Source organism: Aestuariirhabdus haliotis, assembly GCF_023509475.1.
In the GTDB taxonomy this organism is placed as follows: domain Bacteria; phylum Pseudomonadota; class Gammaproteobacteria; order Pseudomonadales; family Aestuariirhabdaceae; genus Aestuariirhabdus; species Aestuariirhabdus haliotis.
The window spans coordinates 1-18,192 of the sequence record NZ_JAKSDZ010000004.1 but is presented as its reverse complement, the minus strand read 5'-3'; the positions used below and the strand labels follow the sequence as shown (position 1 = coordinate 18,192).

The 18,192-nt window shown below is 53.3% G+C and carries 18 protein-coding genes; 12 read left to right on the top strand and 6 right to left on the bottom strand.

The genetic code is table 11. The features are described from left to right. The first annotated feature begins 32 nt into the window (after positions 1 to 32). The 3 genes from MIB40_RS04625 (at position 33) to MIB40_RS04615 (ending at position 1,790) form a co-directional block, all read left to right on the top strand. Positions 33 to 1,085, top strand: a complete 1,053-nt coding sequence (locus MIB40_RS04625) for a DUF2333 family protein (RefSeq protein WP_249691364.1) — start codon at positions 33 to 35, stop codon at positions 1,083 to 1,085. Positions 1,086 to 1,088: 3 nt separating this feature from the next. Beyond that, a complete protein-coding gene (locus MIB40_RS04620) occupies positions 1,089 to 1,418 on the top strand; it encodes a translation initiation factor Sui1 (protein ID WP_249691363.1) in 330 nt (109 codons plus the stop codon). A gap of 93 nt (positions 1,419 to 1,511) precedes the next feature. Next, positions 1,512 to 1,790: a hypothetical protein gene (locus MIB40_RS04615; RefSeq protein WP_249691361.1), complete on the top strand. Its 279-nt coding sequence runs from the start codon at positions 1,512 to 1,514 to the stop codon at positions 1,788 to 1,790. A 12-nt stretch (positions 1,791 to 1,802) separates the two neighbouring features. Here the strand turns inward: MIB40_RS04615 and MIB40_RS04610 are convergent, their stop codons facing one another. Then, entirely contained in the window at positions 1,803 to 2,387 is a 585-nt protein-coding gene (locus tag MIB40_RS04610) for a Crp/Fnr family transcriptional regulator (RefSeq protein WP_249691359.1), read from the bottom strand. A 116-nt stretch (positions 2,388 to 2,503) separates the two neighbouring features. Between MIB40_RS04610 and MIB40_RS04605 the strand changes: the two genes are divergently transcribed. After that, positions 2,504 to 3,310, top strand: a complete 807-nt coding sequence (locus MIB40_RS04605; RefSeq protein WP_249691357.1) for an SDR family oxidoreductase — start codon at positions 2,504 to 2,506, stop codon at positions 3,308 to 3,310. An 11-nt stretch (positions 3,311 to 3,321) separates the two neighbouring features. Next, on the top strand, positions 3,322 to 4,215 hold the full coding sequence (locus MIB40_RS04600) for a bile acid:sodium symporter family protein (RefSeq protein WP_249691354.1): 894 nt from the start codon (positions 3,322 to 3,324) through the stop codon (positions 4,213 to 4,215). 235 nt (positions 4,216 to 4,450) lie between these two features. On the opposite strand, the gene MIB40_RS04595 is transcribed toward MIB40_RS04600, so the two are convergent. After that, positions 4,451 to 5,083: a flagellar brake protein gene (locus MIB40_RS04595; RefSeq protein ID WP_249691353.1), complete on the bottom strand. Its 633-nt coding sequence runs from the start codon at positions 5,081 to 5,083 to the stop codon at positions 4,451 to 4,453. Between the two features lie 190 nt (positions 5,084 to 5,273). Between MIB40_RS04595 and MIB40_RS04590 the strand changes: the two genes are divergently transcribed. Genes MIB40_RS04590 through MIB40_RS04580 form a run of 3 tightly spaced genes read left to right on the top strand, consistent with a single transcriptional unit; the run spans position 5,274 to position 7,076 of the window. After that, entirely contained in the window at positions 5,274 to 5,624 is a 351-nt protein-coding gene (locus MIB40_RS04590) for a DUF2956 domain-containing protein (RefSeq protein ID WP_249691351.1), read from the top strand. A 58-nt stretch (positions 5,625 to 5,682) separates the two neighbouring features. Beyond that, positions 5,683 to 6,429, top strand: coding sequence for an SDR family oxidoreductase (locus MIB40_RS04585; protein WP_249691348.1), 747 nt, complete (start codon positions 5,683 to 5,685; stop codon positions 6,427 to 6,429). 20 nt (positions 6,430 to 6,449) lie between these two features. Continuing rightward, entirely contained in the window at positions 6,450 to 7,076 is a 627-nt protein-coding gene (locus tag MIB40_RS04580) for a class I SAM-dependent methyltransferase (RefSeq protein WP_249691346.1), read from the top strand. On the opposite strand, the gene MIB40_RS04575 is transcribed toward MIB40_RS04580, so the two are convergent. Then, positions 7,073 to 8,245, bottom strand: coding sequence for an alkane 1-monooxygenase (locus tag MIB40_RS04575; RefSeq protein WP_249691344.1), 1,173 nt, complete (start codon positions 8,243 to 8,245; stop codon positions 7,073 to 7,075). The genes MIB40_RS04580 and MIB40_RS04575 overlap by 4 nt on opposite strands. 150 nt (positions 8,246 to 8,395) lie before the next feature. On the opposite strand from MIB40_RS04575, the gene MIB40_RS04570 reads away from it, so the two are divergent. Next, complete coding sequence (locus tag MIB40_RS04570; protein WP_249691335.1) at positions 8,396 to 9,463, top strand: AraC family transcriptional regulator; 1,068 nt, start codon at positions 8,396 to 8,398, stop codon at positions 9,461 to 9,463. Positions 9,464 to 9,544: 81 nt separating this feature from the next. Next, positions 9,545 to 10,282 (top strand): substrate-binding periplasmic protein, encoded by a 738-nt coding sequence (locus tag MIB40_RS04565; RefSeq protein WP_249691332.1) that lies wholly within the window; start codon positions 9,545 to 9,547, stop codon positions 10,280 to 10,282. A 269-nt stretch (positions 10,283 to 10,551) separates the two neighbouring features. Here MIB40_RS04565 and MIB40_RS04560 read toward each other — a convergent pair whose 3' ends face one another. The 3 genes from MIB40_RS04560 to MIB40_RS04550 are packed head-to-tail and all read right to left on the bottom strand — an operon-like array spanning position 10,552 to position 15,099. Continuing rightward, complete coding sequence (locus MIB40_RS04560) at positions 10,552 to 11,580, bottom strand: TAXI family TRAP transporter solute-binding subunit (protein WP_249691331.1); 1,029 nt, start codon at positions 11,578 to 11,580, stop codon at positions 10,552 to 10,554. Further along, positions 11,580 to 12,956, bottom strand: a complete 1,377-nt coding sequence (locus tag MIB40_RS04555; protein WP_249691329.1) for a sigma-54-dependent transcriptional regulator — start codon at positions 12,954 to 12,956, stop codon at positions 11,580 to 11,582. The genes MIB40_RS04560 and MIB40_RS04555 overlap by 1 nt, the downstream gene beginning before the upstream one ends. Continuing rightward, positions 12,925 to 15,099 carry an ATP-binding protein gene (locus MIB40_RS04550; protein ID WP_249691327.1) on the bottom strand — a complete coding sequence of 725 codons (2,175 nt, stop codon included), beginning with the start codon at positions 15,097 to 15,099 and terminating at the stop codon, positions 12,925 to 12,927. Before MIB40_RS04550 ends, MIB40_RS04555 begins: the two co-directional genes overlap by 32 nt. Positions 15,100 to 15,277: 178 nt before the next feature. Between MIB40_RS04550 and MIB40_RS04545 the strand changes: the two genes are divergently transcribed. Together MIB40_RS04545 and MIB40_RS04540 are read left to right on the top strand one after the other, a co-directional pair. Further along, positions 15,278 to 16,480, top strand: a complete 1,203-nt coding sequence (locus MIB40_RS04545) for a cytochrome-c peroxidase (RefSeq protein WP_249691325.1) — start codon at positions 15,278 to 15,280, stop codon at positions 16,478 to 16,480. After that, positions 16,477 to 17,991 (top strand): parallel beta-helix domain-containing protein, encoded by a 1,515-nt coding sequence (locus tag MIB40_RS04540; protein ID WP_249691323.1) that lies wholly within the window; start codon positions 16,477 to 16,479, stop codon positions 17,989 to 17,991. Before MIB40_RS04545 ends, MIB40_RS04540 begins: the two co-directional genes overlap by 4 nt. Positions 17,992 to 18,192: the final 201 nt, after the last annotated feature.

The window sequence follows — 18,192 nt, the reverse complement described above, 5'->3', positions numbered from 1 at the left end:
TAGTAAACCGGCTAACAGAGGATACAACGATAATGGCATTGGCTGATCTCAAGGATCGATGGACAGACTTTTCTGTAGATGTACGTGCTTATCTGGGGGGCGGCACCGTCAGTAAAGTGATTTTTACTCTGTTGGTGATTTACCTGTTGGCGATTATTGGCCTGGGTTTTTACTGGAGCCTGGAACCTGATTCTTTTTCCGTAAAGGAAAATGCCAGCCGACTGGCAGCCGAGCAGCAGCGTCAACAGGTGCCTGGTTACACCACAACGGCTACTTTGATGCGTGTAGCTGAAACGTTGCTGGAAAAACCTGGCGGTTATTTACGCAATGATGTTTTCCCTCCGGGCTTGGTGATCGACAATATGCCCAGCTGGGAATACGGCGTGCTTATCCAGATGCGGGACCTGTCCCGAGCCATGCGCAAGGATTTGAGCCGATCACAAAGCCAGTCCAAGGAAGATCCGGACCTCGCGATCGCAGAGCCGCAGTTTAATTTTGATGCCAATAGCTGGATGTTGCCGTCTTCGGAAAAAGAATACCGCCGCGGCATTCGCATGCTGGAACGTTACCTGGATAGACTCTCTGACCCTCAGCAGCCGAATGCCCAGTTTTATACTCGAGCCGACAACCTGAATAACTGGCTGGCCGATGTCAGTGCGCGATTGGGTAGTCTATCGCAACGCCTTAGCGCCAGTGTTGGCAAGGTGCGTATTAATACCGATTTGGCCGGTGACAGTAGCGCCACCCAATCTACTGCGACCAGTGATGAACTGCTGGTAAAAACGCCCTGGTTGCAGATCGACGATGTGCTGTATGAAAGCCGGGGTAGCGCCTGGGCGCTAATCCACTTCTTGAAGGCGATTGAAATAGATTTTAAGGATGTGCTGCAGAAAAAGAATGCCCTGGTTTCCTTACGCCAGATCATTCGAGAACTGGAAGCAACGCAAGAAACCATGTGGAGCCCAATGGTATTGAATGGTAGCGGCTTCGGCGTGCTGGCCAATCACTCATTAGTGATGGCTTCTTACATTTCCAGAGCCAACGCCGCTATTCTGGATCTGCGCGCACTGCTAGCTCAGGGTTAAAAGATGAAACAGCGTAACAGCCGTCTGGTGTATTCGACCGATGCAGGTCGAATAAAAGACGATACTGATAACCAGACCGACCTTCCACAAGGGGATGGTCGGGTCAGGGTTCGGCGTGAAACCAAAGGTCGTGGTGGCAAGACCGTGACCTCTATCAGTGGTCTTCCCCTGGAGGGTAAAGCATTGAAAGATTTGGCCAAGCAACTCAAGCAGCGCTGTGGTACTGGTGGTGCTGTAAAGGAGGGTGTGGTTGAAATTCAGGGAGATCACTGCGACCTGATGCTGGCCGAATTAACAAAACGCGGTTTTGATGCCAAGCGCAGTGGCGGTTGATAGCAAAAGGTCTAATTAGCATGATGGGTGGCCACTGATAGCATCAGGCATGGATTGGCGATCCATCAAGACAATAACAATAACTGGCAAACCATGAATTACAAAAACCAGCTTACTTACGTTTTACTGACCTCTCCCAGCTACCTTTTTCTCAGTTTTTTACTTTACCCTTACGGATACATTCTCTGGGGGATTGGTGGTCTCGTGTTGTATTTTGCTAGCAGCATTTTTTATCGTGTGACGGTATCTCGCGCCGCGGACAATAATAAAGCCCCGGGCTTGATGGCGATTATTTATGTCGGGGTCCAGATCTCGATGATTGCGATGCTGGTGGTAGGCATCTATCTCAGTGCAACCAAACCCGTCGGATAAGCAACGATTGACTCAGGACACTTTCTTGCGTCTTGAGATCAATCGGCTCAGCGCGACCGGGGTAATGCCTAGATAGGAAGCAATCATATATTGTGGCGGTTGCTCGATCCGTTCGGAAAACCGCTCCAGATAACGATCGTATCGCTGGTCGGCACTGAGCTGCAAAAGCTCAAATTCCCGCGCCTCTTTTTGTAAAAAAATATGCTCGGCAAGGCATCGTCCCAGTTCCAGCCAGCAACGTTCCTGCTGATAGCGTTGTGTCAGGCTTTGGTAGGGCAGGGTGAGCACCTGTGCGTCAGTGACGGCATGAATATAGCCCCGTGATGGTTCCCCTTTGAGTAACTCTGCCAGAGGTGCCAACAAGTCTCCGGGTCCGTGAAAGTGTTTGGTGAACTCTTTTCCCTGATGGGACAGATAATAGGTACGACACAACCCATCACGCACCAGATAAGCCATCGAAGGTTGGCCTCCGGGCTGAAGTAACAGGCTGCCCTTGGCCAGATGACGTTCGCCAATCTCCTGTTCCAGCTCGATCCATTGATCAGCCGGAATGGGGGTAAAGTGGCAGAGAATATTGTAAGCGTCGGGATAGCGCATGCAGGCTTAACCTGAGTTAATGACAGAGAGCAGAGGGAACTCCTACACTTCACGAAAAAGAATAACAGGCTGTACTGGAACGCTCCAGCATTGGCCGCTAAAAGGAGTGCTTGCAGATGTATCAACTTGCTGATCGGGTGGTTCTGGTCACCGGTGCCAGTGGCGGCTTAGGACAGGCGCTCTGTTCTGTAATGCTGGAACAAGGTGCCAGGGTTGTGGCCACCGATATTGATGGCAAAGCACTCGATGTACTCGCTATTACCCTGTCTTCGGATCGTTTGCACACACATGTTCTGGATGTGACTGATCGTGCAGCCTGTGATTCTGTGGTAGCAAAAATATTGCAACATTCGGGGGCAATAGATGTGCTGCTCAACAATGCGGGGGTGACTCACTTCAGTCGTTTCCAGGACAGCGCTGCTGAGGTCTTAAGTCGAGTCATCGAAATTAATCTGATGGGCAGTATCAATATCACCCAGGCAGCCTTACCTTCGATTATTGAACGCCAAGGCATGGTCGTTGGGCTGTCCAGTGTGGCTGGCTTTACGCCCTTGTACGGGCGCAGCGCCTACAGTGCCAGCAAGCATGGTCTGGAAGGCTTTTTGTCAACGTTGCGGGCCGAGCTGGCTGAGCAGGGCGTTAAGGTGTTGACCGTGTGTCCGGCCTTTATTCAGACCCAGTCTTCTCAACGTTCTACCGCGCCGGACAAAGGTGTTGCCAGACCGGGTCAGGCCGCTGCCACGTCTGGTCGGGTGATGGTGCCTGATGAAGCCGCTCGAGCCATTGTTGGTGCCATAGAGCGTCAACAATCAAGACTGTTGTTGGGTAAAGTCGCCTGGTTTGCCTGGCTGTTGAGTCGAATCTTGCCCGGGGTGTATGCACGTATTATGGTGCGACAGACCCGCAGAGAAGTGGATGCCTGAAGGAGAATTGAATGGAACCGATTATCGGTTATGACCAGAGTCAGCAGTGGGTACTCAACAGTATTCTGGCACTGATCACCCTGGGTATTGCACTGGAGCTCAGGGTGGCCGATTTTATTGCTGTGCTGCGCCAGCCCCGAGCCATTTTGGTGGGAGCCATCACTCAGCTTTTCTTATTGCCCGCGCTGACCTGGGTGTTGATTAGCCTGGTGCCTATGCACCCGGGTATCGCACTGGGGCTGTTAATGGCCGCCTGTTGTCCGGGTGGAGGTATGTCCAATTTTTTTACCAGCCTGGCCCGGGGTAATGTCGCGTTGTCCGTGTCGATGACGGCCATCTCTTCTTCAATCGCGATGCTGATGCTGCCGATCAACTTTTTATTTTGGGCCAGCCTGAATGCAGAGACCAATGCGTTGCTTCGAGCCTTTGATATTGACCGTGGTGAGTTCATTTTAAATTTGTTAATGATCCTTTTAGTGCCTTTACTGGCGGGATTGTTTATTCGTCAGCATTGGGCCGGATTTGCCCAGGGACTGATGAAGCCCTTGCGCGTTTTTTCGCTGTTGGCGCTGATCACCTTTGTGTTGGCAGGGTTGGGTGGCAACCTGCAGTTGTTTAATCTGGTAATGGCTCCGGTGTTGTTGCTGGTCACTGTGCATAACGGAATGGCATTGGGCTGCGGTTACCTGATGTCGACAATCGGCGGACTGACGCCCTTCGATCGGCGGGCCATTACCCTCGAGGTGGGTATCCAGAATAACGGTCTGGGTCTGGCGATTATCTTCGCCTTCTTTGATGGTAATGGTCATATGGCGCTGGTGGCCGCCTGGTGGGGGATCTGGCACCTGGTTTCCGGCAGTCTGGTAGCCTGGTTGTTTTCCCGTAAGCCGTTAGAGCCGATTTGAAGCAGGGCTTTTGCGTCATAGGCTGGCGGAATGCCTGTATTTGCACCCGGTATTTTCTGAAAGCTATGTATTGTCTGGCGGTGTCTTAAATGAACGACAAAAGGCGCCATGTCGAGTGACCGGATTAGCTTGATGTTAATCGCTGTATGTCACCTGATGAAAAATTCTTAGCTCTTATGGACAAGCGTTAGGTTGTGCGGATACCAGAGATTGCTGCTCCATCCTATCCTGCGAGCTAGCGCATGTTGGAATAGACATAGGCGTGCAACAGCAATTGGTCTTCATCCTCCAGTTCGCCGAACAGTACTCCGTAGGCCGCAGTGGAATTGGGCAGGCGATAGCTATCCAGTTCGGTACGAACTTCCCCCGACAGGTTCAACACCCGGCTTATACCGGCAACCTCCAGTTTCACCGTGATGGTTACGGAGTCCCCTGCGCTGGCAAATTTCTGCCGGCTTTCGATGCGGCAGCCTCCGGTGCTGAGATCGACGATAGTGGTGGGAACTTTCTCGCCCTTGATTACGACCGAGGCGATCTCCTGTACGTCGATGCGCACTGAGCGACGAATTTCATCGGTGGCTACCGATTCGGGGTAGCTCAGGTGGAGATTGGGGAAGGGCACCATCGAAACATGGATGACTTCGGTACTAAAGCCGACTGCGGAGTTGGTCTCATTCGAGAAAAATCGAACGTTTACCTTGTCGTGCGGGCGAACCGGGCGGGGCGCTCCGTGGGACATAGGTGTGGTGACAATAATGCTGGTGCCTGACAAATAGCCAACCAGCCGTGAGCGTTCGCGTATATCTTCGGTGTGGTGAAACTGCAGCTGCAGCGGCAGCCCGGGCAACAGTTTTAGCTTATCCAGCATGGCAAAGGACTTGTTGTCGAATCATGTCTGAACCCTAACAGTGCCAGCCATCAGTGACAAGCAATCACTGACGAGCAATGCGGCCGCTGGGGATCGTGTTGGCTCAACGGCTTGTGGTATGTTGAAGGCCAAGGGCCTGAGATCGGGTCGAGATCATTGCAGCGGATAATCAGGGAGTAAAAGCCGGCGTATGGCGAAGCATAATCGAGGCGAGAAACAGCGCGGGGTTCGTAGTGCCGAAGAGGCTCAGAAGATGGCCAGGGCAACCCAGAAACCGGGACAGAGTAAGGAGCAGACGCGACTGATCGCCCAGGGTATTCAGAAAGGCATCGAACAATACAAAGCCCAGCAGAAAGCCAAGGCCCGTGAACTGGACAAAAAGCTCAAGCAGGTGCGTCGCCAGGTAGCAGGTCCTGAACCGGAAGTCGCGGAGGTACCGGCTGAGGTACAGGTAATCTATCGCCAGTCACGCCTGGCCTGGGGGTTGTTAGTACTCAGCTGGGGGCTGTTCATCGCCCTCTGGTGGGGGGTGCCGGGATAGATTTTTCGCCAATTAGGCACGTAAGGATTAAGCGGCCAGTCGCTAGCAAGGAGGAGATATGATGAAACGGTTGTTGATCACGGGAGCCAGCCGGGGCATAGGCGCTGCCATGGCAGAGCTTGCCGTACAACGGGGTTATCGAGTGATGATCAACTACCGTGAAAATCATCAGGCAGCGCAAACCCTGGTGGATAGATTAACGGCCCTGGGCGGTCAGGCAGAGCTCTGGCAAGCCGATGTCTCAGATGAACAAGCGGTAGCAAAGATGTTTGTTCATCTCGATCGATGCTGGGGAGGGCTGGACGCTCTGGTGAACAATGCCGGTATGTTGGAGCAGCAATGTCGTCTCGACAATATTGATGGGGCGCGCTTGCAGCGGGTTTTTGCCTGCAATGTCTTTGGCAGTTTTTACTGTGCCCGTGAGGCCGTTAAGCGAATGTCGACCCGGCATGGAGGGTCGGGAGGCGCCATCGTCAACCTGTCTTCGATAGCTGCCAGCCTGGGCGCTCCCGGCGAATATGTTGACTACGCGGCTGCCAAAGGGGCGATCGATAGCTTCACCCGTGGGCTCGCAAAAGAGGTGGCCAATGAGGGGGTGCGCGTTAACGGTGTTCGACCCGGAGTCATCGATACCGAGATACATGCCTGCGGCGGAGAGCCCGAGCGGGTAGCCCGGGTAGCCCGCACTGTTCCTATGCATCGTGGTGGTACAGCAACGGAAGTTGCCCAGGCGGTTTTATGGTTACTGTCCGATGAGGCCACATACTGTACCGGGAGTTTACTCGACGTATCTGGTGGTCGCTAAAGAATAAATTGAGGGGAATTATGTCTAGGCTAATGGCGGTTATTTACGATCGCATTATGCGGGGTACGGAGCAGGCCTGTTTACAGCAGTGGAGGGGTGAGTTATTAGGGCAATGCTATGGCCGGGTGTTGGAAATTGGAGCGGGTACCGGTGCCAGTTTGCCGCTATATCCCAAGGGTATTGAGGAGCTTCTGTTGTGTGAACCCGATGATGCCATGCGTCGTCAGTTAGATCGTCGGTTGTCCAGTCAGGACTGGGATTTACAAATCAATCTGGCCAGTTTCAGTGGCGAGCAGCTGGTGGTCGAGGACGGTTCGGTCGATTGCGTGGTGTCCAGCCTGGTGCTCTGCTCCGTAAGTCATCAACCCAGCGCACTGGAGGAACTTTTTCGGGTACTAAAGCCCGGAGGAATCCTGCTTTTTGTCGAGCATGTGGCAGCGCCGAAGGCAAGCAGCCGGTACCGCTGGCAGCGACGAATAGAGCCCTTTTGGAAGCGTATGGCTGGCAACTGCCATCTGACCCGTTGTACCGAGCAAGCCATCGTGGACACCGGTTTTGTGCTGGACCGGGTCGAGCGCGAAAGCTTGCGTAAGGCGCCGCCTTTTGTCCGCCCCTCGATTCGGGGCGTTGCTCGCAAGCCGAATTAGGGGGCTAAACCATAGCGAGCAATCAAGGCATCCTTTTTAGATGGATCGAAATTAATTCGTGAAGCCTTGCCTTCGGCCCAGCGTATCAGTCGGGGATTCATAACTCGAAACCAGATCGGCGGAAAATAAGCCAGGGCGTACATGCCGAAATAACCATTGGGCAGTTCTGGCAGGTTGGCAAAATGCCGCAGGGATTGGTAACGGCGATTCGGGTAGGCATGATGGTCGGAATGTCGCTGCAGATGGAACAGGGCCCAATTGGAAACCAGATGATTACTGTTCCAGGAATGGTGAGGCTGGCAGCGTTCATAGCGACCGTTCTCCAGCTTTTGTCGTAACAGCCCGTAGTGCTCAATATAGTTAGCGGACGTTAGCTGAAAGGCGCCCCAGAATGCGGTCAGGGCCAGGAAGGGAATCATGATCCAGCCGAACAAAATGATCAGCGTCGTGTACAGAACCAGGGTGATGGCCAGCGGTTGAAGGATTTCATTATGGTGTGACCAGATCGGCAGCCCCCGTTTCGCCAGTCGAGCGCTCTCCAGTGACCAGGCACGGGTCCAGCCGCCGGGCAGTTCGCGCAAGGCAAATTTCCAGATGCTTTCCCCCATCCGTGAGGACGCCGAATCCTCGGGAGTGGCTACGTCGCGATGGTGACCCATATTGTGTTCCAGGGTGAAGTGGCCATAGCCGCCTAGCGATAGCACCAGTTTGGCCAGATTTTTTTCCAGCTTGCTCGGCTTATGGCCAATTTCATGGCCCAGATTCAGGCCATAACCACAGGTGCCTCCCGCCGTTATGGCGACTGCTAACAAACCATGCCAGGGCAGTTCATAGGTGCCGACAAACCAGGCGCAGGCAATAAAGAAAATCCAGAGTAGCGGCACCAGGGCATAGGTGACGTAGCGGTAGTAGTTATCCTTTTCCAGCAGGGGAACGACCTGCTCGGGAGGGTTGCTGCGATCTTCTCCCATGATGACATCCAGTAATGGCATGCCCAGATAGTTAAATGCAACCGGCACCCAAAGGAGCAACGCGTCCCCGGTGAGGATAAACAGGATGGGGCCCAACATGGTCAGGGAGGGCACCAGTAGTGAAACAAACCAGCTATAGCGTTTATGGTCGCGATAGGATGTGCCGTCTTCGGCAGTAAAGGTGGCTGCTGAACTCATGCCAGGTTACCTCAAAGGGGTGGGCGATGTCGTAAAGCTAATAATGCGCCGGACGCCTTCGGAGCCCCAGTGTTGAAAACGGCAAAAAATCGTCATAATCTGACAATTCAGCCTGAACAATCACAATAACAACAGGCTCCAGGAGCGCAGATGGCACCAGTGGATCACAGCTATGGATGGATGCGTCCGTCTTTTCACCCGCTTTACGGGCGATTATTGGTAACCGAGTTGCGTCAACAGGGCTTTAACGATCAGGAAATCTTTTCGGGCAGCCATTTTTGCTGGGATGACCTTCAAGCTGACACGCCTTTTCTGGCCTATGGGCGCATCGCTTTTCTGATTGACAGAGCGCAACAGCTCACCGATAAACCCTGGTTGGGCGTTGAACAAAATACCTTCGGTGAGGCTTTTGCCCATGGTGTGGTAGGTTTTGGCGCTATGTCGGCGCCGACCCTGGGGGAGGCGCTCAAGTTTGCCCAACGTTATCTGATGTTGCGTGAATCGGTGTTATCGATAGAACTGCAGGCAAAGCCAGAAAGTGAATCTCTGGCCATCCTGTTGCATGAGAAAATTAACCTGGGTTGCCAGCGTGAATTTATCTGCGGGTCGATGGTGGCAACCATTTTACGTTTATTGGAAGCCGCGGCTGGACAAGTTATTGATCATGTTGAAATCGAGCTGCCTTTCCCTGCTCCTGCATGGCAGATGCACTATCATCGATTGCTGAACGGCAGGGTTAATTTTTCAGCGCCCCGGCTGGCGCTGGTACTGCCGAACTCGATATTGCAGAGATCTCCTTTGGCTGCCGATGATCACAGTTACCGAGCCGCTCGTCGTGAATGTGAGCTTTTGTTAGAACGCCAACACAAGCCTTTGGGGTTGACCGATCAGGTTCGCAGGCTGTTGTTGGGTAACCTTGCCCAGCTACCTAGCCAAACTCAGGTATGCGAACAGCTGCATCTCTCCCCGCGAACCTTGATGCGTAAACTGAAAAGTGAAGGCTATTCTTATCGACAGTTGGTTGATGAATCCAGAGCGGAGCTAGCCGCCTGGCACTTATTGCAAAGTAACGACCCCATCGAGCAGATAGCGCTCGATCTGGGCTATGCCGACGCCAGTAACTTTTCCCGTACATTTCGGCGTTGGTATGGTATGCCGCCCAACCGATTCCGACACCATCGCGCAGAACAAGCTGAAAACAACGACAATCGGGGCTAGTCAATCGATGCTTGGGATAATCAATGGAGCCGCAGCTGGAAAATAGCTACACTCAATGAGTGATTGAGGAGGTGGCATAGTATGCGTAATTATATCTTGATACTTGTTTTTCTAGGCCTGCCATCGACTCTTGTCTCAGCGCAAGATTATCTTTTTGCGGGTGACCGCTTTCCCTTGTTGATTGAAAAAAATGAATCTCGAATTACCGGATTGGGAGTCGAGGTAACGCAACAGGTAATGGCTCAGTTAGGACTGAACGCAAGATTTGAAATATTACCCTGGAAGCGATTGTTGCATATGGCTCGGGAAGGCAGTGTCGATGGTGTCATCGGTGTTTATCATACGTCCAGACGTGAAGCTTATATGCGTTTTGTCGAGCCGCCCATCTACGTAGATGACGTCATGCTATTTGCCAGAAAAGATTTGGACTTTTCCTGGAAAGGAGACTTTCGGGATTTGCAAGGCAAACGTATCGCAGTGGTACGGGGTTGGAGTAATGGAGAAGTTTTTGATAAACAGAGCAAGTCGCTACGAATCAATGAACTCGAGTCTTTGGATGCAGCACTGCGTGCCGTTGGTAAAGGTCATTACGATCTTGCCGTCGGTAATATTCGAAATGCACGGACAGTTTTCGAACGGCGTAATCTGAACAATGTGGTTGAAGCCATAGAGCCGCCGATTGCCACTCTCGGGGTTTATATCACACTGTCATCCCGGGGCCGCTTACACAATCACGTTGACGCCTTCGCTCAGGCTCTTGGCCAGCTCAATGACAGCGGTGAATTAAAACGCTTGCAACAAGCGTACGGCTTACACTAAGGCACCTCTGATTAATGCGAATGTGCTCTGGCTTACAGGCGAATTCAGAGTCGCGGCACGCCTTTGCCGTAAGGTCGAGACCTTTCAAGATGGCGTAACAAAGAGTCTGGGTTCGCCTGTAAGCCCCGAAGGGCGGGCCTGAAAACCCTTTTCTCTGTGTTGAAGCCCTTATCCAGGTCTGGACATGAATGGCGAGCTTCGCCTTGATAAAAGCGGTTTTCAGGCTCCGCAGAGCGCTATTCGAATTATTCAGAGGTGCCCAAAACCTTTTATTTCTTGGGTAAAAGGTGTGTCGGTATCATTAGACCCTGTTCGCGATAAAAGCGGGCGGCTCCAGGATGCAGGGGCACCGGTAAGCCATCGACCGCTTTTTCCAACGCCATATCGCGGGTCGCGGGATGGATGCCATGCAGGAAACTGAGGTTTTCGTAAAGTGTACGGGTAATCTCATACACCGCTTGTTCATCGACCTCGTCGCGCACCGCCAGGAAATTGGGTTGGGCAATAGTTTGCACCGGCCGACTCTGGCCCGGGTAGGTGTTAATCGGAATCACGTAACGGCTCCAGAGGGCATACTGTCGATTGACGCGGGACATCTCCTGATCGCTGAAATCCAGCAATCGAATGTCGTTGCCCAGCGCCCCAAAAACCTTGCTCACCGCGCTGACCGGAACGCCGGCCGGCACGTTGATACCCTCAATCTGTCCGGCGATTAACGCATCGGCACTGCGGCCATACCCCATAGAAACCAGTTGTAATCGATCGCTATCAATGTTGTTGCTGCGCAGTATATGATGGCCCGACCCTTCGGTTCCCGACTGGGCTTTGCCGAGTGAGAAAGGCTGTTCGTAAAGCGCTTTGATATCTTCGATACTGCCCTGGGTCGTCGTATCCGAGCGAACAATAAAATGCTCAACGTTCTGCCATAACATGCTGACCGAGCGCAGATGGGTTTGAGGTTTTTCAACCGCCCCGTCGCCATTCCAGGCCCAGGCGCCGTACAGCCCCTGAACGATGGCAAACTGAACCTGCTTGTTGGCCAGTAATTCGATATTCTCCGCGGAACCTGCGCTGCTGATCGCTGACAGGCTGATACCCAGCCGAGGTTGCAGGCGAATTTTAGTCAGCGTTGCGATGGCGACCCCGACGGGGTAATAGGTGCCTCCTGTTGAGGCGGTGGCGAGAATATAGGTTCGTTCCGGTTCGACCGCCAACGCCCGCAGAGGAAGCATGAGTACTAGTAGGGCGCATAGCCATAATGGAAAAAACGGCCGACCACAGCAAGCCTGAACGATCATCAGGGCTCCTCGTTTGAGGGCAAAAAGTCGGTGCGGTTGATACCGTACTTTTGCATCTTCTGGTTCAGTGTTCGCCGAGGCAGGTCCAGTTCCTGCAGTACCTCGGTAATATTACCCTGATGTTTGTTGAGGGATTGCTGGATAAGGTCCTGCTCATAAGAATTGACTTTTTGCGCCAGTGATCTCGTTCTGGAAGTATCGAGAGGGGTGTCGAAGGTGGCTGATTTTTGCAGGAACAGTTCGCCCAGTCCTCGTTTTCCCAAAGCGAAGCGAGTGGCGATATTGCGTAACTCTCTCACGTTTCCAGGCCAGTTATGAACCAATAATAAATCTTCTTCGTGTTCCTCGAGTTGTCTCGGCTCCAGGTTGTTTTCATTGGCGGCTAATTCAGAAAAGTGATTAAACAGCAATGGAATATCTTCGCGTCGGTCTCGCAACGGAGGAATATGGATTTCTGAAATGTTCAGACGGTAATAGAGATCCTGACGAAAATCAGCGAGCTGTTGCAGGTCTGCCTTGCTGGCCGAAAGGATACGGTTATTCAGTTCGATACTCTGGTTGGAGCCAAGGCGTTCGATTCTCTGTTCCTGAATGGCTCGCAATACCTTGGTCTGTAGGTTTGTGGGCATGCTTTCAATTTCATCGAAGAACAAGGTGCCGCCGTTGGCGTATTCGAACTTGCCAATACGACGTTTGGCAGCGCCGCTGAACGCGCCTGCTTCGTGGCCAAAGAGTTCGGATTCAAACAGTGATTCAGGTATGGCGGCGCAATTAAGGGCGACGAAGGCCGCGTTGGGGTGTTGGCCATATTCATGGAGACTTTGTGCTACCAACTCCTTGCCGCTGCCGGTCTCACCATAAATCACCACATGGGTGTTCAGTGCGGCAATTTCCAGAATGTCCTGATGCAGCTGCTGCATGGCAGGGCTGATGCCAATAAGCTTGGCACCTATGCCGCTTTGTTCTCTCAGGCGCTCCCGCAACTGCTGATTCTGACGGGTCAGTTGCAACTGATCGAAGGCTCGTTCGAGGGTTTTAACAAGCCGCTGCGGATCAAACGGCTTCTCGATAAAGTCATAGGCCCCGGCTTGTACCGAGCGCACCGCCATGTCGACATCACCATGTCCGGTGATCAGGACAACAGGAAGCTGTGGTTGCAGGGCGATGGCTTGCGTCATTAACTCCAACCCGTCCATGTGGGGCATTTTAACGTCGCTGACCAGTATGCCGCTGAAGGGCTTTTGCAGGCGTTCTAATGCCTGGCGTGGGTCGGTAAAACACTCAGGCTGAAAACCGGCCAGCTGTAACCATTGCTCGTTGGCGCGCAATACCAGCTCTTCGTCGTCAACCAGTATGATGGGTTTCGATGGAGTCATCTTGTGTCCTGGGATCAAAAAGGGGCAATCGAATGATAAAGGTTGCCCCGCCGTTGTCGTTGTTCTTCGCCTCTATGGTGCCATCGAGATCGCGGATAAAACCTGCCACGATCGACAGTCCGAGCCCGAGCCCTTCGCCCACCTCTTTGGTGGTGAAAAACGGGTCGAACAAACGGCTCAAATGACGCGCTTTAATACCTTCACCATTGTCGCGAATACTAATGGTGGCCAGTTGTTGCTGGTAACCGAATTCACACACCAGTCGGGGGTGTTGATGGTGCTGCAATGACTCTATCGCATTCTTGATCAGATTGGTGAGGATCAATTGTATACGGCCGGAATCCGCCGCCACATGAACGGGCCTGTCCGGTTGCTTGATGACCAGATCGATCGATAGCTGGTCGATGCGTTGTCGGAACATCGGCAGAACCTGCTGCAAGGCATTGACCAGATTGACCGGGTTGCGTTCGGTGGGCCGGTTGTAGGCGTAGGTTTTCAGTTGGGCCGCGATGGTGCTGGTGCGCTCGGTCAGTTCGCGCAGCAATCGAAGGTTGTCTTGCAAGCGGTCGGTAGCGCCCTGGTCGAGCAGCATTTCACTGGAGGCAAGGTAGGTGCGCATGGCGGTCAGGGGTTGGTTAAATTCATGGGCGATGGAGGCCGACATCTCTCCCAGTGCGGCCAGTTTACTGGCCTGGATTAATTCCTGCTGGGCTTCCTGCAATTCACGGGTTCGTTCCTCTACGCGTTGTTCCAGAAGCTCTTTGGCGGCTTGTAACTGTTCTTCGGCGGCTTTTCTTCGGCTGATATCGACCAGTGTTACCAGATAATGAATATCCGGTTGCAGATCGATGGTGCGGATAGAAATGGCGAGAGGTACTCGACTGCCATCGTGCCGGGTAACCCAGGTTTCCGTCGAGGGGGGGAGTGGCGTGAGGCTGTCGTGCTGGGCGGGGTGAACCCTGCTCAGGCTAAGCCAGTCGGGTTCAGGGATCAGCTGATTGAAATGCAGGTCGCTGGCGGACTGATCCCCCAGGCCAAGGATGCGGTGGGTCTGCTGGTTGAGAAAACGAACTTCTCCCTCTGCGGTCAATAACATCAGGCCCACATTGGTGTTGTTGATAATGGCCTGTTGGCGTTTACCGCTTTGTTCCAGCAGGCTTCGGGCCTGGGCGCGGGAGGCTCGTTTCAAACGTCGCTCCCGCATCAGTGCGGCAATCAATGCCACTACCAATAACAGGATCAGGGTGCTCATGGCCACGCGGTTGGCAAAGCCGTACACCGGTACCAGGCTGGCCAGGTAGTGCACGGTCCAGTTGAGCTGGGGTAGCTGAAAACTTTGTCGCAGGAAATGCGCCTGGTCGCTTGGCTGGTCGAGCAGAAACAGGTCGCTGCCTTGTCCCTGGGAAGTCACCCTGGCGTGGAAGGGTTGCAGTTGGCGTTTCCCGTAAATGCGCTGTTCGCCCAGCAGTTCCAGGGTGGAGTCGAACAGTGGGTACAGATAGCGATAACGCCACTGGGACCGGGACGCAAGCACAACCACGCCGTAACCATCGCTGATCATCAACTCGCTGCCGTCTTGACCCCATTGAGCCTGCAGGGGCTGCAGATCAATTTTAACGACGGCAGCCCCGGTCAGTTGCTGACCACTACGAATGGGGTAGGCAAAATAGTAGTCAGAACGATCACCCTGTGACGCTGCCGCATAAAAGCTGCTGGCCTGTCCTTCCAGAGCTTGTTGGAAATAGGGGTGGTTATGAAAGCTCTGGCCAACCAGGCTGTCACTGCCTTGCCAGTTGGAGCTGGCAACCACCTGGCCTTCGGTGTCCAGCACAAAAATGGTATTGGAACCGGCCCGGCGACTGTAGAGCTCCAGTGAACGATTGGTACGCCGTGCCCGTGCCGGAATGTTGTCGTTGAGCAACTGTTGCACCTGCTCATTATTGGCAACCTCCAGCGCGATATAGCGAAATTGACCCAGCGCGTTATCGATGCTTTGAGCGTGCAGTGACAACTGCTTGGCGGTGCGTACGATCTCGCCTTGCAATGCCCATTGCCAGCTCAATTGCCAGGCGCTGGTGATGGCTACCAGGGCGAGTACCAGCAGTATCGAAAGCAGGGTCCAGCGGGAACGCAGTAGAGTCAATGATATACCATCGGTTTGAGTCGTTTTTCCAGTCCCACTATAGAGGAGGAACTCGGTAGGTAAAACCTGTCAAATGAAGGGTTGTTCTCTTGAGTCGAAGGATGCTTGCTGTTAAGGTGTACTATAGTACTAAAAAATAAACTACTGCCCGACACAATAATCATTACAGGCATTCAACATGGGTTTTCATACACCCCTTTCCGTGGCACTGCTGCTGGGAAGTGTCCTTTTTACCTTGTCGCCACAATCTCTCGCTGCACCCTCTATCACCCTGAGTGATCGTTGCCCGCAGGGCTTTGAGCGATCGGCTGATAAACGCTGCTTGCTGCGCACGCTCTATCAGCAATACGATTCACCCCGCAACAAGGGAGTGGGTGGTTTAAAAACAGCGTTGCCAAAACCGCGGGACGGCTTCTCACCCCAGGAAATTGATTTGGGGCGCTACCTGTTTTTTGATCCCATATTGTCTGCGGATGGTAGCCTCTCTTGCGCCAGTTGCCATCATCCCGACAAGGGGTTTGCCGATGGCCGTGCCTTGCCGATCGGTATTGGTGGCAAGCAGGCGGCCCGTTCGGCGCCGGGTTTATGGAATGTGGGCTTTTTGAAATTGCTGTTCTGGGATGGACGCTCCAGCAGTCTGGAAGAGCAGGCGCAGGGCCCGCTGTACAATCCGGTGGAAATGGGTAGCACACCCGCAGGTGTTCTATCACGCTTGCAGGACAGTGAGAATTACCAGCGTCTGTTTTATCAGGCCTATGGAGAAAGTGAGTCTGTGTCACTGGATAACCTGTACCGGGCCCTGGCCGCTTTCCAGTCGTCGTTGGTATCTCTGAACAGCCGCTACGACCAGTACGCCCATGGTTACCACGATGCCCTCAATCAACAAGAGATCGAGGGCATGAATGTGTTTCGCTCATTCGTTGCCCGCTGCGCCGAATGCCATACTCCGCCGTTGTTTACCAACCAGCAATTAGCTGTCATTGGCACGCCCGAGCCCGAAGGATTACCCTTCGATGAGGGCGCGGCTATCCCGTTTAAAGATGCTTCTCTGGCGGGGGGGTTCAAGGTGCCGAGTCTGCGTAATATTGAATTGACCGCCCCCTATATGCATTCCGGACGTTTTGAAACCCTGTTCGATGCCTCGGAGTTTTATACCAAGGGGCGTGGCCATGCGATGCCGGAAGGGCGCGAACTCTATCTGCACTGGCACATTTGGGAACCGGAACTCACTGACTACGAGCTGGAAAGGCTGGTGGATTTTATGAAAGCGCTGACCGATGAGCGCTTTAAACCTGAAACGCCGAACCGCCTGCCTTCGGGCATGGCGCCGGTACACAATAACAATAAGCTTGCCCTGCAAGCCGAGGGAGGACACCCGTGAAGCGATCGACAAAATGGATACTGGCCGGCGTAGCGCTGGGCATATTTGCTGCCGGTAATATGGCCGGCAGAATGGCGCCACAACAGAATCAGGCCATCGTGCAGGTAGAACGTTCCAGTGCCGCGACTACCGAGCTGAAAACGGTTGCACAACAGGTGGAGCAATTGCTCGCCGCCCGTCCCCAAGGCAAAGTGATTGACGTACGTGAGGGAAGCTCGATCCAGGACGCGATCAACAGTGCGTCTCCTGGCGACACCATCAAACTCTATCCGGGCCGTTACCATGAAACGGTCTATATCGATAAAGACAACATCACCCTGAGCGGCGTTATTGAGGCCGGGGAATGGCCTGTACTCGACGGCGAAGGCACTCGTAATGACGCCATCCTGTATTCTGGTAACGGGGTGCTGATCGAGAATCTGGAGATCACCAAGTACAAGGGCAACGGCATCATGGGCCAGGCGGGTAACAACTTTGTTATTCGAAATAACCGGGTGATCGACACCGGCGTGTATGGCATCTTTCCCCAGTATGGCCGTAACGGTTTTGTCGACCAAAATGTGTTGACGGGTATTGAAGATGCGGCCATTTATATCGGAATGTGCGACAACATTCATGTCTCGAGCAATGAGGTCTATGGCAACGTGGCCGGCATTGAAATCGAGAACAGCCGTCACGCCGTGGTGGAGGGTAATTATGCCCATGATAATACCGGAGGCATCCTGGCTTTTATCACCCCGGGCCTGCCGATCAAAACCACCAATGATGTGATTATTCGCGATAACTTTATTGTGAACAACAATACCGCCAACTTCGCCGAGCCGGGCTCCATTGTGGCCAACGTGCCAGCGGGCACCGGTATCATTATCATGGCCGCCGACGATGTTATGATCGAGGGAAATGTCATTTCCGGTAACAAAAACGCCGGTATTATTATCAGTGACATGACCTTTGCCGAGAACCTGCCCAGCGATCCGGAGTCCGATCCTAATCCGGAGCGTATTCGTATCTACGACAATCTGATGTACGACAATGGTGCCGAGCCTATCGCCGAAGTGGTGGCCTTTGCGGCGACCCAGATGGTGTTTGATACCCGCGGCCCCGATATCCTCGATACCAAGGCAGACTCTAATAGCTGCATCCATGATGCGGCGCGCTATCGTACCGCGGGCCTGGCCGACTACGGTATCTGTGCTCCGGGTGGTACGGCGGAGGTGGTCTCCTACTTGCTGGATAAGCCGGTGGAACCCCGGGAGATTACCCACTCCGATAAAGGCAAACTGGCCTATTATGCAATCTGCTCAGGTTGTCATGCCTACGATATTCGCTTGATCGGACCCAAGGTGACTGAAATTCAGCTTTCCTATGAGGGTAACCCGCAGGGTATTGTCGATTACATTACCAAGCCGGTGAAGCGCCGTCCGGATTATCCGGAAATGCCTCCTCAGGATTATCTCGATGAAGAGGTTCGCCAGGCCGCTGCCCGCTACATGTTGCAGGTAAGCAACTAGCGATTTTCTCCTCATCGGAGCATAAAAAAACGCCATTGGCCGAAGCGGCCTCTGGCGTTTTTTTGTGGCCTTCTTTAAGGCCGCGTTGAAACAGTCGAAGTTACCCTAGGGCACCTCTGATTAATTCAGATAGATCTCTGCGGATCCTAAAAATGGTTTTTATCAAGGCGAAGCTCACCGTTCATGTCGAGACCTGGACAA

Coding starts and splice junctions, on each gene's coding strand:
- MIB40_RS04625 (WP_249691364.1), top strand. CDS start 33: ATGGCATTGGCTGATCTCAAGGATCGATGGACAGACTTTTCTGTAGAT.
- MIB40_RS04620 (WP_249691363.1), top strand. CDS start 1,089: ATGAAACAGCGTAACAGCCGTCTGGTGTATTCGACCGATGCAGGTCGA.
- MIB40_RS04615 (WP_249691361.1), top strand. CDS start 1,512: ATGAATTACAAAAACCAGCTTACTTACGTTTTACTGACCTCTCCCAGC.
- MIB40_RS04610 (WP_249691359.1), bottom strand. CDS start 2,387: ATGCGCTATCCCGACGCTTACAATATTCTCTGCCACTTTACCCCCATT.
- MIB40_RS04605 (WP_249691357.1), top strand. CDS start 2,504: ATGTATCAACTTGCTGATCGGGTGGTTCTGGTCACCGGTGCCAGTGGC.
- MIB40_RS04600 (WP_249691354.1), top strand. CDS start 3,322: ATGGAACCGATTATCGGTTATGACCAGAGTCAGCAGTGGGTACTCAAC.
- MIB40_RS04595 (WP_249691353.1), bottom strand. CDS start 5,083: ATGCTGGATAAGCTAAAACTGTTGCCCGGGCTGCCGCTGCAGCTGCAG.
- MIB40_RS04590 (WP_249691351.1), top strand. CDS start 5,274: ATGGCGAAGCATAATCGAGGCGAGAAACAGCGCGGGGTTCGTAGTGCC.
- MIB40_RS04585 (WP_249691348.1), top strand. CDS start 5,683: ATGATGAAACGGTTGTTGATCACGGGAGCCAGCCGGGGCATAGGCGCT.
- MIB40_RS04580 (WP_249691346.1), top strand. CDS start 6,450: ATGTCTAGGCTAATGGCGGTTATTTACGATCGCATTATGCGGGGTACG.
- MIB40_RS04575 (WP_249691344.1), bottom strand. CDS start 8,245: ATGAGTTCAGCAGCCACCTTTACTGCCGAAGACGGCACATCCTATCGC.
- MIB40_RS04570 (WP_249691335.1), top strand. CDS start 8,396: ATGGCACCAGTGGATCACAGCTATGGATGGATGCGTCCGTCTTTTCAC.
- MIB40_RS04565 (WP_249691332.1), top strand. CDS start 9,545: ATGCGTAATTATATCTTGATACTTGTTTTTCTAGGCCTGCCATCGACT.
- MIB40_RS04560 (WP_249691331.1), bottom strand. CDS start 11,580: ATGATCGTTCAGGCTTGCTGTGGTCGGCCGTTTTTTCCATTATGGCTA.
- MIB40_RS04555 (WP_249691329.1), bottom strand. CDS start 12,956: ATGACTCCATCGAAACCCATCATACTGGTTGACGACGAAGAGCTGGTA.
- MIB40_RS04545 (WP_249691325.1), top strand. CDS start 15,278: ATGGGTTTTCATACACCCCTTTCCGTGGCACTGCTGCTGGGAAGTGTC.